At 63.7% G+C, this 14976-nt stretch carries 14 protein-coding genes; 12 read left to right on the top strand and 2 right to left on the bottom strand.

The features are described 5' to 3' along the window. Positions 1-19: 19 nt before the first annotated feature. The 6 genes from aroQ (at position 20) to CQ13_RS23620 (ending at position 5645) form a co-directional block, all read left to right on the top strand. On the top strand, positions 20-499 hold the full coding sequence (aroQ, locus tag CQ13_RS23645; RefSeq protein WP_057845236.1) for a type II 3-dehydroquinate dehydratase: 480 nt from the start codon (positions 20-22) through the stop codon (positions 497-499). An 87-nt stretch (positions 500-586) separates the two neighbouring features. Then, a complete protein-coding gene (accB, locus tag CQ13_RS23640; protein ID WP_057845235.1) occupies positions 587-1084 on the top strand; it encodes an acetyl-CoA carboxylase biotin carboxyl carrier protein in 498 nt (165 codons plus the stop codon). A 24-nt stretch (positions 1085-1108) separates the two neighbouring features. Then, positions 1109-2461, top strand: coding sequence for an acetyl-CoA carboxylase biotin carboxylase subunit (gene accC, locus CQ13_RS23635; protein ID WP_057845234.1), 1353 nt, complete (start codon positions 1109-1111; stop codon positions 2459-2461). A gap of 126 nt (positions 2462-2587) precedes the next feature. After that, a complete protein-coding gene (locus tag CQ13_RS23630; protein ID WP_156433832.1) occupies positions 2588-4120 on the top strand; it encodes a sensor histidine kinase in 1533 nt (510 codons plus the stop codon). Further along, the gene (locus CQ13_RS23625) at positions 4117-4557 is read left to right on the top strand and encodes a response regulator (protein WP_057845233.1); all 441 of its coding nucleotides are present in this window, start codon (positions 4117-4119) and stop codon (positions 4555-4557) included. Before CQ13_RS23630 ends, CQ13_RS23625 begins: the two co-directional genes overlap by 4 nt. Continuing rightward, positions 4554-5645, top strand: coding sequence for a sensor histidine kinase (locus tag CQ13_RS23620; protein WP_057845232.1), 1092 nt, complete (start codon positions 4554-4556; stop codon positions 5643-5645). The genes CQ13_RS23625 and CQ13_RS23620 overlap by 4 nt, the downstream gene beginning before the upstream one ends. 103 nt (positions 5646-5748) lie before the next feature. Here CQ13_RS23620 and CQ13_RS23615 read toward each other — a convergent pair whose 3' ends face one another. Then, positions 5749-6537, bottom strand: coding sequence for an IclR family transcriptional regulator (locus CQ13_RS23615; protein ID WP_057845231.1), 789 nt, complete (start codon positions 6535-6537; stop codon positions 5749-5751). Between the two features lie 169 nt (positions 6538-6706). Between CQ13_RS23615 and CQ13_RS23610 the strand changes: the two genes are divergently transcribed. The 6 genes from CQ13_RS23610 to CQ13_RS23585 are packed head-to-tail and all read left to right on the top strand — an operon-like array spanning position 6707 to position 11332. Next, positions 6707-7684 carry a Bug family tripartite tricarboxylate transporter substrate binding protein gene (locus CQ13_RS23610; protein WP_057845230.1) on the top strand — a complete coding sequence of 326 codons (978 nt, stop codon included), beginning with the start codon at positions 6707-6709 and terminating at the stop codon, positions 7682-7684. 11 nt (positions 7685-7695) lie between these two features. Further along, a complete protein-coding gene (locus CQ13_RS23605; protein ID WP_057845244.1) occupies positions 7696-8313 on the top strand; it encodes a flavin reductase family protein in 618 nt (205 codons plus the stop codon). Positions 8314-8359: 46 nt separating this feature from the next. Beyond that, the gene (locus CQ13_RS23600) at positions 8360-9214 is read left to right on the top strand and encodes a fumarylacetoacetate hydrolase family protein (RefSeq protein WP_057845229.1); all 855 of its coding nucleotides are present in this window, start codon (positions 8360-8362) and stop codon (positions 9212-9214) included. Positions 9215-9217: 3 nt separating this feature from the next. Beyond that, a complete protein-coding gene (gene hpaH / locus CQ13_RS23595) occupies positions 9218-10021 on the top strand; it encodes a 2-oxo-hept-4-ene-1,7-dioate hydratase (RefSeq protein WP_057845228.1) in 804 nt (267 codons plus the stop codon). A 29-nt stretch (positions 10022-10050) separates the two neighbouring features. Further along, complete coding sequence (locus CQ13_RS23590; protein WP_057845227.1) at positions 10051-10434, top strand: RidA family protein; 384 nt, start codon at positions 10051-10053, stop codon at positions 10432-10434. Between the two features lie 22 nt (positions 10435-10456). Next, entirely contained in the window at positions 10457-11332 is an 876-nt protein-coding gene (locus CQ13_RS23585) for an amidohydrolase family protein (protein WP_057845226.1), read from the top strand. A gap of 66 nt (positions 11333-11398) precedes the next feature. Here CQ13_RS23585 and CQ13_RS23580 read toward each other — a convergent pair whose 3' ends face one another. Beyond that, positions 11399-14725, bottom strand: a complete 3327-nt coding sequence (locus tag CQ13_RS23580; protein ID WP_057845225.1) for an AAA family ATPase — start codon at positions 14723-14725, stop codon at positions 11399-11401. Positions 14726-14976: the final 251 nt, after the last annotated feature.

Genomic DNA, 14976 nt, shown 5'->3' with positions numbered 1-14976 from the left:
GTTGCGTGCTGGAATCCGGATGGCCCAAGGAAGCGCCCAAGCCTCTGCCGCGACGATTTATGTGCTCAACGGCCCAAACCTCAACATGTTGGGGACGCGCGAGCCGGAAACCTATGGCCACGCGACGCTCGCCGACGTCGAAAAGCTTTGCGTCGAAACGGCAGCACAATTCGGCCTGAAGGCCGATTGCCGCCAGTCCAACCGCGAGGGCGAGTTGATCGACTTCATCCATGAGGCGCATGCGAAGAAGGCGGCCGGCATCATCATCAACGCCGGCGGTTATTCGCACACCTCGATCGCGTTGCACGATGCGCTGGTCGCGGTCAAAATCCCGACGGTGGAAGTGCACATCAGCAACATCCACGCCCGCGAGAGCTTCCGTCACCACTCCTTCACGGCCATGGCCGCCTTTGCATCGCTCTGTGGCTTCGGCGTCGACGGCTACCGGCTCGCAATATCAGGCCTGGCCGCCAAACTCGGCGCCAAGGCCAAAGACTGACTTCAGAGAACTGACCTCAAAAATCTGACGCCGAACGACACCTGACGCTTAAGCCGTCACCCACATCGAGAATTCCGGATCAAGAGCATGGCCCGCCAGCCCGACAACAAATCAGCGGACAAATCAGCCGCAAATCTAAAAAGCGACGACAGCGCGCTCATCCGCGAACTCGCGCTGTTGCTGGACGAGACCAGCCTGACCGAGATCGAGATCGAGCGCGCCGGCTTAAGGGTGCGTGTCGCGCGCAACATCAGCGTGTCGGCGGCGATGCCGGCGAGCTTCCAGCCGGCGCCAGCTGCGGCGGCACCCATCGCTGCGGGGGGCGCGGCGGCTGCCGACCTGGCCAAGCATCCGGGCGTCGTCCCCTCGCCGATGGTCGGCACCGCCTATTGGGCGCCTGAGCCCGGCGCCAAGCCGTTCATCGAGGTCGGCACCAAGGTTTCGGCCGGCCAGACTCTACTGATCATCGAAGCGATGAAGACGATGAACCAGATCCCGTCGCCGCGCGCCGGCACGGTGACGCAAATTCTCGTCGAGGACGGCCAGCCGGTCGAATTCGGCGAGCCGCTCGTGATCATTGAATAAAATTCGTCAACGTCAGGCGCTGCGATGTTCGACAAGATTCTGATAGCCAATCGCGGCGAGATCGCGCTCCGCGTGCTACGCGCGTGCAAGGAGCTCGGCATCTCCACCGTTGCCGTTCATTCCACCGCCGACGCCGACGCGATGCACGTGCGGCTCGCCGACGAGAGCGTCTGCATCGGACCGCCGCCTTCCAAGGATTCCTATCTCAACGTCCCGGCGCTGCTCGCGGCCTGCGAGATAACGGGCGCGGATGCCGTACATCCCGGCTACGGCTTTCTTTCCGAGAACGCCCGCTTCGCCGAAATCCTCGCCGAGCACAATCTGCATTTCATCGGCCCGAAGGCCGAACACATCCGCCTGATGGGCGACAAGATCGAGGCCAAGAAGACCGCAAAGCGGCTTGGCATTCCGGTGGTGCCGGGCTCCGACGGCGCGGTCTCGTCGGACGACGATGCGCTGGCGATCGGCAAGGCGATCGGCTTTCCGGTGCTGGTGAAAGCTGCCGCCGGCGGCGGCGGACGCGGCATGAAGGTAGCGCGCACCGCCGACGACCTGATGCTGGCGCTGTCCACCGCGTCCAACGAGGCGAAATCCGCATTCGGCGACGCCTCGGTCTATCTCGAAAAATACCTGCAGAAGCCGCGCCACATCGAGATCCAAATTCTCGGTGACGGCCGTGGCGGTGCGATCCATCTCGGCGAGCGCGATTGCTCGCTGCAGCGCCGTCACCAGAAGGTCTGGGAAGAAGGCCCCTCGCCGGTTCTCGCCGCCGCCGCCCGCGCCAAGATCGGCGAGACCTGCGCCAAGGCGATGCGGGACATGAAATATCTCGGCGTCGGCACCATCGAATTCCTCTATGAGGATGGTGAGTTCTATTTCATCGAGATGAACACCCGCATCCAGGTCGAGCATCCCGTCACCGAGAGCATCACCGACATCGACCTCGTGCTGGAGCAAATCCGGATCGCCGCCGGCGGCGACCTGCCCGCAAAGCAGGAAGAGATCGCTATCATCGGGCATGCCATCGAATGCCGCGTCAATGCGGAAAACCCGCAGACCTTCCGCCCCTCGCCCGGCAAGATCACCCAATTCCATCCGCCCGGGGGGCTCGGCGTGCGGATCGATTCCGCGGTTTATCAGGGCTACGTCATTCCGCCCTACTATGATTCACTCGTCGGCAAGCTGATCGTGCACGGCAAGACTCGCGCCGAATGCCTGATGCGGCTGCGCCGGGCGCTCGACGAGATGGTGGTCGACGGCATCGAAACCACGCTGCCGCTGTTCCGGGCACTGGTCCGGGAGGCCGATATCATCAACGGCGACTACCACATTCACTGGCTCGAGCAGTACCTCGCCGGCCAACCCGCGGACGGCTAGATCTCTGGGCGCGAAAATCGCCTGAAATTTTCGACGATCGATGGAACCGATGGTTCCATCGCGCGTTGGGATGTACAGGGGGTTGCGAGGGGCGCGTATTCCGCTTGTCCATGACGCGAGATCACCGTGATCGCTGATGTCCAGCGCAAGCGCGCCATGGGCCACATCCTGCTGCTTGCGGCGGGGCTACTGGTGTTGACCGCCATCAGCGCGGGTTCGGTCCATCTGGTGAACAAGGCGCGCGAGGACGCGCGCGCGGTGCAGCGCACCGTCGAGGTCGAGAACCAGATATCGCTCGTCCAACTGCAACTGCGGCGTGCCGAAAGCGCACAGCGCGGCTACCTCGCGACATTGCGCCCCGACTTTCGGACCGACTTTGAGCAAGCCATGTCCGAACTGGCGCCGGCGCTGACGCGGTTGGGCCGGCTTGTCAGCGACAATCCGGTTCAACGGGGGCTTATGAACGAGATTATGCCGCTCTACGACCAGCGCATCGAGGAATTCCGTACGACGATGGAGCTGGCCCGGTCCCAGCGCCTGAACGATGCCTCCAAGATCGTGCGCGAGGGCATCGGGCGCGACACCATGAAACACATTGACGATCTCGCCGTGCGGATGCGGACCGAGGAGGACCGTCTGTTTGTCGAGCGCACGACCAACGCCGACCGCAGCCAGACCCTGGCAGCCTCGATCACCGGCATCGGCTCGGGTTTCGTAGTCGTATTGGCCGGCATCGCGATCTTCCTCGTCCGTCGTTCGTCGCGCGCACGCGACCAGGCCGACGCGAGGCTGCGCGACAGCCACCTCAATCTCGAAGCCACCATCGACGAGCGCACGGCGGATCTGCGTGAAGCCAATGACGAGATCCAGCGCTTCGCCTACATCGTAAGCCACGATCTGCGCTCGCCGCTGGTGAACATCATGGGCTTCACGAGCGAGCTGGAGGAATTGCGCGGCGACATCTTCAAGCGGATCGCGGCGCTTTCCCGCGTGCAATCCGAAGCGACGCCCGCCCCGGAAAATGCCACCGATACCGCCGAGCCCGTACTCGAAGGTCCCGACCAGAAGCTCTCGGAGGATTTCTCCGAAGCGCTCAGCTTCATCAAATCGTCGATCGGCAAGATGGATCGGCTGATATCGGCGATCCTCAATCTCACCCGCGAGGGGCGGCGCGAGTTCGAGCCGGTCTGGATCGATACCAAAGAGCTGATCGAGGGAATTGTCGCGACCGTGGCGCACCAGGCCGCCGAGGCCCAGGCCGAGATCCGAATCGACGCCTTGCCGAATATCGTCAGCGATCGCCTTGCGCTGGAGCAGATATTCTCCAATCTGATCGATAATGCGCTCAAATATCTCAGAACCGGCGTGCCCGGCGAAATCACGGTTCGCGGTCGCACCAAGCTCGGCTTTGCGGTTTTCGAGATATCAGACAATGGCCGCGGCATCGATCCCAAGGACCATCAGCGCATCTTCGATTTGTTCCGCCGCGCGGGAACCCAGGACAGGCCGGGACAAGGCATCGGGCTTGCTCATGTCCGCGCATTGGTGCGCCGCTTGGGAGGAACCATGTCGGTCGCATCGGAACTTCACCAGGGCAGCACGTTTACGATCACACTGCCCATTAATTGGCCAGCAGGTAACCGGAACATACGGACATGAGTAATCCAGTCACCATCATCATGATCGAGGACGACGAGGGCCATGCTCGCCTGATCGAACGGAATATACGCCGATCGGGCGTAAACAATGAGATAATACCGTTCACCAGCGGTACAGAAGCGCTGAACTACCTGTTCGGCAAGGACGGGACGGGCCTCGACCACAAGGGCGGCGCGCTCCTGATCCTGCTCGACCTCAACTTGCCCGATACATCCGGTATCGACATTCTGAAGCGGGTGAAAGAAAACCAGTATCTCAGGACCACGCCGGTCGTGGTACTGACCACGACCGACGACTCCTACGAGATCAAGCGCTGCTACGAACTCGGTTGCAACGTCTACATCACCAAGCCCGTGAACTACGAAAGCTTCGCAAACGCCATTCGCCAACTCGGTCTGTTCTTCTCCGTTATTCAGGTCCCACCGGCCGCCATATGAAACCCGCGACGCCGACGCTGCTCTATATCGACGACGACGCCGGCCTCGCCCGGCTGGTCGACCGCGGCCTGACGCGGGCAGGCTTCAAGGTCGTGCATGCGGCGGGGGGCGAAGAAGGACTGGCGCGGCTGGCGCAACGCGGTATCGACGTGATTGCGCTCGACCAGTACATGCCGGGTCTCGACGGCCTCGAAACGCTCGAACGCATCATGGCGATACCGGACGCCCCGCCGGTGGTGTTCGTCACGGCCGCGCAGGACTCGGCGATCGCTGTCACGGCGCTGAAGGCCGGCGCCGCCGACTATCTCGTCAAGGACACGCGGGGCGATTTCATTCCGCTGCTTCAGGTCGCGATCTCCGGCGCGCTCAGGCAGGCCGAGCTTCAACGGGCCCGCGACGAGGCCGAAGCCGAGGTTCACGCCTCGCGCGACCGCTATGCTGCGCTCGCCGCCGAACGTGAAGTGCTGCTGCGCGAAGTCAACCACCGCGTCGGCAACTCCCTGCAGATCATTGCCTCGCTGCTGCACTTGCAGGCCAATTCGGCGACCCAGGAGGACGTCAAGGCGGCGCTGACCAATGCGATGGGCCGCGTCGCGGCGGTCGCCCAGGTTCACCGCCGTCTCTACACCTCGCACGACCTCAAGAGCGTGCTCTTGAACCAGTATCTCGAAGCTCTGCTGGAAGATCTCCGCCGTTCGGCCGAGGGCAACAAGATGTCGCGGCTGACGCTCAAGGCCGAACCGATCGAGATCGACCCGGATCGAGCGGTGGCGATCGGCATCATCGTCAACGAACTGGTGATGAACGCCGTCAAATACGCCTATCCCGACGGCGCCGGTCCCATTCACGTCGAGCTCAAGCCCGAGGGCGAAGACCTCGTGGTCTCGATCGCGGACGACGGCGTCGGCCTCAACGCCAGGTCGGACCCGCGCTCCACCGGCATGGGACAACGCATCGTGAGCGCCATGGCCGCCAAACTGGATGCCAGTGCCGAGCGCGATCCCAACCACCACGGCACCAGGATCGTACTGCGTTTCCGCCGCGTCCCGGCAGCGGCGCCGAAGTCGAGCAACGCCGCGGCGAGTTAGGCTAGAGCGTTTTCAAGCGAAGTGGACGCCGGTTCGCGTCAAGAAAACGCGTCAAAACAAGAATCTGGAGCCCGGTTCTGATTCAATCAGAACCGAAAAGGCTCTAGTCCCTCGCCGTCGCCGCTTCGATCGCCCGCGCCGCCGAGACAAGAACGTCCGCCACCTCGATCGCGCGGCGTGGGCCTAATCTGTTGCGCATGGCGGAGAGCGTAATCGCGGCGGCGGGCTGGCCGTCAGGAGTCCGGATCCAGGCCGAAAGCGATTTCGTGCCCTGCACCAGGCCGACATCACGCAGATTGTAGCCTCGGCGCCGCGCGAGCTGGATCTGTCCGAGCACGGTGGCCGTATCGGTCCGGTAAGCGCCAAACCGCGCTTCGTTGGCGAGCACGATCTTGCGCGCTTCGGCCGACGGCATGGCTGCCAGGATCGCCACGCCAGCGCTGCTCACGCCCAAGGGACGCCGGACACCGACCTCGATCGACAACACCTGGATCGGATAGCTACCGATCCGGCGCGCCACGCACAGCGTATCGAGGCCGGTGCGCACCGTGAAAAACAAGGTATCGCCGAGTTGCGCCGACGCTGCCGCCAGATGCGGCTCGGCTGCAACCATCAGCGGCGTACGCGATGGACGCGCCAGCGCCAGTTCCGGCACCTGGCGGCCGACGACATAATTTCCCGTCCGCTCGCTGCGTTCGACAATCCCCTCCTCGATCAGCACATGCACGATGCGATGCACCGTGGGGCGAGCGAGCGAGGTCGCCTGCACGACTTCAGCCAGCGGTACGCCTCGTTCCCCACCAACCGCGAGCGTCCGCAGCACCGCCAACGCGCGGCGGATCGCCTGCCCACCCTGCCGCGGCCCTCGTGTCTTTAACCGACCATTCCTCATACGGGCTGTCCGCTGTCCACAATGTGGACAAAAACACCACAATTTGGTCGACAGCGGAAGGGCTGCGCGCAAGATCGCTGGCGGAACAATACATGCGCATGCCGCGCGGGACGGGGCTCGCGCAAAACAAGAATGTAGCGGCAGATGTGCCGCTTTTCGGGAGAATGCGATGAAATTTTTCGCGATCGCAGGCGTCGCTCTGTCGACACTATTCACGGCAGCGTTGAACACACCGGCAGACGCCCAGCAATGGCCGGCGCGTCAGGTTAAGCTGATCGTCCCTTATCCGGCAGGCGGCAATGTCGATAGCGCCGCGCGCGTCATCGCCGACAGGCTGCAGGCGAAGCTGGGCCAGCCGTTCATCGTGGAAAACAAGGCTGGCGCCGGCGGACTGATCGCCGGCGAGGCGTTCGCGAAAATGCCGCCCGACGGCTATGCCTTGTTCGTCGGCGCCAATGGTCCCGTGCTGTTCGCACCCGAGATCGCCAAGCGCGAGGCCTACAACTGGAAGCGGGACTTCGTTCCCATCACCTCGATCACGATGACGCCGCTGGTGCTCGAAGTGCATCCGTCGGTGCAGGCCAAGGACCTGAAGGAATTCATCGAGCTCGCGCGCCGCGATCCGGGCAAGCTGACGATGGCCTCGCCCGGCCAAGGCACCACCAACCATTTGCTCAGCGAGCTCATGCAGTCGACGCTGGGTTTGCAATGGCTGACGGTGCACTACCGCGGCAACGCGCCTGCTCTCAACGACCTGATCGGCGGACAGGTGCAGTTTGCCCTGGATCAGATCTCGGTCGGGTTGCCTTCGATCAAGAGCGGCATGCTGCGCGCGCTCGCCGTCACCGGCAGCCGCCGCGCCTCCTGGCTGCCGGATGTCCCAACCTTCACCGAGCTCGGCCACAAGGAATTTGACGGCCAGACCTTTACCGGCCTGTTCGCGCCCGCACGCACGCCGCCCGAAATCGTGACCAAGCTCCACGATACCCTCGCGGAGATCCTGAAAGATCCCGCCATTGTCGAGAAGTTCAACGCGCTCGGCGCCGAAGCCGTATCGATGACGCCGGCAGAGTTCACGAGCTACCTCGAACGCGAGGACGCCAAGTGGATTCCCGTCGTCCGCAAGGCGAACATCAAGGCTGATTGAAGCGCATCCCGATGCGGATCGATCCTGCATATCTCGACGCTGAAACGGCCTACCGGCTGATCACCGGCGTCGTGGTGCCCCGCCCAATCGCCTGGGTGACCAGCCTGTCGAGCGGCGGGGTGCTCAACCTCGCCCCGTTCTCTGCTTTTACGTTCGTCTCCCCGAAGCCGCCGATGCTGGCCATCAGCATCGGCCGCAAGGCTGGAATCTACAAGGATACCGCGCAGAACATCCTCAACAACGAGGAGTATGTCGTTCACATCGCGGACTCCAGCCTGATGACGGCGGTGCACGAGAGCTCCACCGAACATCCGCCTGACGTCAGCGAGGTCGAGGAGTTGCGGCTTTCGACGCTGCCGGGAGAGCGCATCAAGGTGCCTCGTCTTGCGGCCGCGCCGATTGCGATGGAATGCCGCTTCCGGCAGTGCCTCGAATTCGGCGAGACCCGCAGCCGGCTCATCGTCGGCGAAGTGCTGGTATTCCACATCAGGGATGGCCTCTTGAACAACGGCAAGATCGAAACCGAGGCGCTAGACCCGATCGCCCGCATCGCCGGCCCGCGTTACGCCAAGCTCGGCGAGATCGTCACCTTAAAACCCGTATTCCAGACGTCGAAAACTGAATCCTGAAGCGTGCCGCGCCATCGCGCGCCGCGCTGATCCGGAGACCGATCGCATGCAACTTCTGAGCTATCTTGCAAACGGCAAGCCGCGCTTCGGCGCGAGCATCCCAAGCGGGGTCGTCGACCTGACCGAACGAACGAAGTTCGCCGACCTGCGGGCGCTGATTGCCGCAGGCGGGCTGGACATCGCGCGCCAGGCGATTGCCGGGCAGAAGCCGGACCATGCACTCGAGGACATCACGCTGCTGCCGCCCATCCCGGCTCCGGAAAAGCTCTGGTGCATCGGCGTCAACTACAGGGATCGCAACGCCGAGTACAAGGACAACTCGGACCTGCCGAAATATCCGAGCCTGTTCGTCCGCAACCCCTCCTCCGTCGTCGGCTCCGGCCAGCCGATCGAGAAGCCGAAGGTCTCCGAACAGCTCGACTATGAAGGCGAGCTGGTAATCGTCATCGGCAAGGAAGGCCGGCACATTCCCCGCGAGCGCGCGTGGGAGCACATCTTCGGCATGACGCTGTGCAACGAGGGCAGCGTTCGCGACTGGCTGCACCACGGCAAGTTCAACGTCACCCAGGGCAAGAACTTTGACCGCTCGGGCAGCATCGGGCCGTGGATCGTCACGTCAGACGAATGCGATCCGCGTAGCCCGCATGACATCATCACCCGTGTCAACGGCGAGGTGCGCCAGAGCGACTCCACCGAGCGGCTGATGTTCCCGTTCGATTACCTGATCGCCTACCTCTCCACCTTTGCCACCTTGAAGCCCGGCGACATGATCGCGACCGGTACCCCGACCGGGGCCGGCGCCCGATTCACGCCGCCGCGCTGGCTCAAGGTCGGCGACGTCGTCGAGATAGAGTCCGGAAAGATCGGTATCCTTCGCAACACCGTGGCGGCGGAGCAATAGAAGATGCTCGATCAACAAACTATCGAGCGGCTTGCGCAGCGCCTCGATGACGCCGAACGCAGCAAGTCGCTGATCCCGGCATTCACGCGTGAATATCCTGATCTGACGATCGAGGACGCCTACGCCGTTCAGCGCGCCTGGACCAGGTTGCAGCTCTCCCGCGGCCGCATCGTCAGGGGCCACAAGATCGGCCTGACATCGAAAGCGATGCAGAATGCCGTCGGCATTTCCGAGCCGGATTACGGCGTGCTGTTTGCGGACATGTTCTACCCCGATGCATCGCCGATCCCGTTCGACCGTTTCCGCGCACCCCGGCTCGAGGTCGAGCTGGCCTTCGTGCTGAAGACGCCGTTGAAGGGACCGGATTGCACCCTGTTCGACGTGCTCAACGCCACCGATTACGTCACGCCGGCGCTCGAAATCCTGGAAACCCGGATGCATCGCGTCGATCCCGAGACGAAGGCGCCGCGCAAGGTGATGGATACGATCTCCGACAATGCCGCGAATGCGGCGCTAGTCGTCGGAGGCCGGCCCATTCGTCCGCTCGACGCCGACCTGCGCTGGATCGGCGCGCTGTTGTTTCGCAACGGCCAGATCGAGGAGACCGGCATCGCCGCCGGCGTGCTCAACCACCCCGCCAACGGCGTGGCCTGGCTTGCAGACCGGCTGGCTGCCCAAGGCGAGTATCTCGAGGCCGGTGAAGTGGTGCTGGCGGGATCGTTTACGCGCCCGGTCGACATCATCAGGGGCGACACGTTTCATGCCGATTACGGCCGGTTCGGATCGGTGTCCTGCCAGTTCGTCTGAACGAGAAGCATCCCGGAGGGAGAGCAGCCATGACAAGGCGCAAGAGCATTCACATCGGCGAGTTCAAGCACGCCAATCCCATTCCGAACGCCTGCCGTATCGGCAATCTCCTGATGTCCGGCGTCATCCTCGGCCGCGACCCCGCGACCGGCGCGATGCCCGAACGCATCGAGGACCAGTGCGCCAACATGTTCGCGCATATGAAGACAATCGTCGAAGCCGGCGGCGGCACGACCGACGACATCATCAAGATGACGGTGTGGCTGCAGGATCGAAAGCAGCGCGCGCCGGTCAATACCGAATGGCTGAAGATGTTTCCCGACGAGCACTCCCGCCCTGCCCGCCATGCGCTGCAGATGGACATGGAGAATGGCGCGCTCGTGCAATGCGATTTCACCGCCATGATCGACTGACCGCGATCAGAAGGAACCCGAGATGCCGACCTATCTTCCGTTCGATCCGAACCCGCGCCGTCCCTCGAAACTGCCGCCGCCGAAGAGCATCGACAGCCAGTTCCACGTGTTGGGGCCGCTGGAGAAGTATCCGGTGCGGCCGGGTGCCGCCTACCAGATGCCGACCGCGACCTGGGAGGCAGCGCTTCGCGTCCACAAGGCGCTCGGCATCGAGCGCGGCATCATCGTGCAGACCACGACCTATGGCGCGGATCATTCGGTGGTGCTCGATGGTCTCGCCGCGATGGGATCGAACTATCGCGGCTGCGCCAACGCGCTGGTGTTTGCCGAAGCCGATGACGCCTATCTCGCCAAGCTGCACGATGCCGGTGTCCGCGGCGCCCGTTTCAGCTTCCGGCAGGAACTCGGCGCCGTGCTCTCGGACAAGGATTTTGCCCGCGCCATCGCGAAGATTCGCGAACTCGGCTGGTACGCAAAAATCCAACCGGAGAAAGACGGCATCGTCTCCAGCGTCGCGAAGTACGAAAATCTCGACGTCCCCGTGCTGATCGATCACATGGCGCGGCCGGACCCGACGCGCGGCAAGGATGACCCGAACCTGCAGAAGATGCTGGAGCTCCTGTTTAAAGGCAATTTCTGGGTGATGCTGTCGCTCGGCGAAAAGACCTCGAAGAAGGGCCCGCCCTGGGACGACGTCATCCCGATCGCGCGCGCCTATATCGACGCGGCGCCGGACCGTTGCGTCTGGGCCAGCGATTGGCCGCACCCGGTTTCGGTGGTGCAGCCGCCCAACGATGCCGACCTGCTCGAACTTCTCTACCGCTACGTAGCCGATGAAGCGGAGCTGAAGAGGATCCTGGTCACCAACCCGGCCAAACTATTCGGCTACGAGGATTAGAGGCCAGACTCGATCCGTACCACCACGGCTTGCCACACGACCTTCGCGTGCTTTTTCCAGACGCTGTCAAATGCCATCGAGCAAGGCTCTGGCCTCACGGTGATCGACGGTATCGAAGCCCTCGGTGAACGAGCCACAGATCTTGGCGAGTTCATCGTAGGCTACCGCTCGGCGATCGTCCTCGGCCAGAAGTCGCGTGAGCCTTGTACTGCCTCGCAGGAGAAGCGCGCGGGCATTTTGGACTTGTGCGCTCTCGATGGCGCGCCGGAGGCAGCGTTCGGCCTCCGCTTGGTCGTGGGTTGCCAGAGCGAGATCGCCCTCGAGCAGGTGCAGGCTGGCGTCGGCCCAATGCTCCTCATTGCGCTCGGCGGCCGCGCGGGCCTCGGCGAGAGTGACGATCGCGTCCTCAAGCCGTTGCGCTCGGCGGTAAAGGTCGGAAAGGATTCCCAAATAATACGGTAAACGCAGCTCAGCGCCGGTGGCCCGCAGGTCCCGCACGCCGGCGCGAACGCGTGCAATACCGTCCTCGACGTCGCCGTCCTCGGCGACCGCCCAGCCATTCATGATCGCGGCCCAGGCGCCATAATAGCTGAACCCGTGTTCGTTGCAGATTGAGCGGGCCGCGTCTGCACGAGCGCGGACCTCCGTCGGCTCGCGACGGAACTGGTGCAGCATCGCAACGTAGGCGAGCGCCACTGCCAAGCTAAACGGATGAACGAGTCGATGGGCCAGATCGATCGCATCCTGCGCCGCCCGAAGCGCGGCGTCCGCGAACCCAAGATGCCAGTCGACATGAGCGGTATAGGCGCGGCCGAAGACGTGAATGTTGACGCCGCTCGACAAGGCATTGGCGGGATCGCCGGCCTGCACGATCTTTGCACTGCTGATCTCCAAGTGCTCGCGCGCCGATCGGTAGTCGCCCTGATGGAATAGATTGAACGCCAAGGCATTGTGCGCGTCGGCCTGCATCACGAGATCGTCGCGTTGGTCGGTCAGCTCGACGAGCTCAGAGCAGAGCTCGCTCACGCGCAGGATGTGAGCGCGTACGTGATGCACATAGCAAAGGCCGCGCAATGCCCTGGCGAGGTGGCGACGGTGTCCGTACCGTCGCGCCAGATGTTCCGCTCTGGCGTACGCCGTCTCGACCTCTGGAGCGGCAAAGCCTCTTGTTGCGGTCAGCGGGGGACCCAGCGCAATCTGCACCTCAAGCTCGCGACGTAACTGTTCATCGGTGGACGGGCGGTTCCCGAGCATCTCGAGGGCCGTGGTTAGATGACTTATCGCCTCCTTGTTTGCCGATCGGCCAGCCGCCAGCTGTCCGGCCTGTAACCAAAAGTCGATCGCCCGATCGGCATGCCCGGCTGCTGTGAGATGGTGCGCAAGGAGCTCGGGCTGACGCGCGACCAGATCGGCGAACCGCGCCTCGAGGACGGCGGCAATCCGACCGTGGAGCTCGCTCCGTCGACTCTTAAGCAGCGAGGTGTAGGCCACGTCCTGAACCAGCGCATGCTTGAACGTATAGACCGCCTCGGGTGGTGTGCCGCGCTGAAAGACGAGCTCCGACTTCACGAGTCGGGCGAGCGCCTGGTCGAGATCGGCCGGTTCTCGTGCAGCGACTGCATCGAGGAGCTCGTAGGTGAACTCACGGCCGATGGCGGCGCCGACCTGGACCAGATCCTTGGCCGAAGCCAAACGATCGAGCCGGGCCATCAGAGAATCTTGCAGGCTCGCCGGAATGGCAAGCGCGCCACGCGATGTGCCCAGCGCGAGACCCTCGGGCGTATTGCGCAGCATGCCCGATTCCAACACGGCCTTGGTGAGTTCTTCGATGAAGAGCGGAACGCCCTCGGTCTTCGCGGCAATCTCGTCCACCACTGCCGGAGAAAGGCGGCGCCCGCCTGACGTTTGCTCGACAAGAGTTGCCGCTGCCCGGCGCGCAAGGCGATTAAGCGTCAAGGCCGTTACGTGCGGGAAGGACGGCCAGGGCGGCGTCATCTCCGGCCGGAACGTGATGATTGCGAGCACCGGCAGGCGCTGGACCCGCTCTAGGATCAGCCCGAGGAGCTCGAGCGATGTTGGATCGAACCAGTGCGCGTCCTCAAGCACCGAGAGAACCGGCCGTCGCTGGGCCAGCCCTTCGAGCTGTGCGAGAAGCACCTCCAGTGTCTTGCGCTTCTGGGTCTGCGGCATGAGGTCGAGCGGCGGGTATCGACCGTCCGTCGGTATGTCGAGGAGAGCCGCGATAAGTGGAACGGCTTCGGTGAGATCGTCGGTCCCTTGTGCAAGCAAAGACACGAGCTTGGAGAGCCGCATCGGAGGCGTGTCGTCACGCTCGAACGCCGCCGCTCGCTCAAGCTGATCGATGAATGGCCAGAGCACGGTATTGGCGTGGTAGGGCGAGGCACGATGGGAGATTCGAGTGTGCGGCTCGTCGGCGATCCGCTCTCGGAGCGCCTCGACGAGTCGCGACTTGCCGATTCCGGCCTCCCCGGCGAGAAGTAGCGCCTGACCCTCGCCGTTCCTGGCGAGGTGCCAGCGCCCGAGGAGAAGTCCGAGTTCCTGCTCACGCCCAACGAGCGGGCTCAGGCCAGCTGTGTGGAGTGCCTCGAAGCGGCTCTCCGCTGTGCGCTTGCGGACGATCCGCCAAGCGTTGATCGGTTCTGCGAAGCCCCGCAGTTCGCGCGGTCCGAGGTCTTCGAGCTCGAACAGCCCGCCGATCAGGCGCCGTGTTTGCTCAGCGACAACGACTTCGCCGCTCCCGGCTACGGCCTGGAGGCGGGCGGCGAGGTTCGGGGGGTCGCCGACGACCGCTTCCTCCTGCGCGGCGCCAGTGCCGAGGAGATCACCTACGACGACGAGCCCTGTTGCGATCCCAACCCGCGCGGCAAGCGGGCGGCCGTCTGGCGACCGCAGGCGGTCCACGGCCTCCACAGTCGCGAGGCTGGCAGCCACCGCCCTCTCAGCCTCATCCTCGTGCGCGCGCGGCCAGCCGAAGTAAGCCACCACGCCGTCACCCATGAACTTGGCAAGGTGTCCCTCGAAGCGTGCGATCTCGCCCGCGACAGCGTTCTGGTAGGCAGTCAGCGTCTCCCGCATGTCCTCAGGATCGAGCCGCGCGGAAAGGGACGTCGAGCCGACAAGGTCGACGAACATTACCGTGAGCTGGCGGCGTTCCGCGTACGACGGCCGCCGGATTGAGGCGGTGGACGACGCCGCAGGCTCCAGCGCAGCGATCGCCGTTAGCAGCTTCTTTCGGTGCCCGAGCGGCAGACCAAGCTTCTCGAAGTCGGCGTCCGAGAGCAACGGCAGCACGTCCACATCGATGGCCTGCTCGCGGAACAGCGCCGCATAATTGGAAAGGCCGAGATCTTGAAGCCACTGCGCGACGTCCATTCCGCGACGCTCCGCCGGCCAGCCCCGCTGTGAAGTTTAGCAGATAATGGGGAACTACGCGGGGATTGCTTGCCTGCGCTTACTGTCGCAACAGACTCGTTCACTGGCTCGCATCGACCGTACACCCTGCCGGCAACGGCCAGCCATCGACAGGCGACGCGGTGCAGTTTAGCAACCTTCCCGTTCAAAACTAACTGACGCATTGATGAAGAATTGATCGGAGCGAGTGTCGAAGCAGGTTTAATGCGAGC

Origin of the sequence: Bradyrhizobium retamae (genome assembly GCF_001440415.1) — a bacterium.
Taxonomy (GTDB): Bacteria; Pseudomonadota; Alphaproteobacteria; order Rhizobiales; family Xanthobacteraceae; genus Bradyrhizobium; species Bradyrhizobium retamae.
This window is presented reverse-complemented; position numbering and strand designations above follow the sequence as displayed.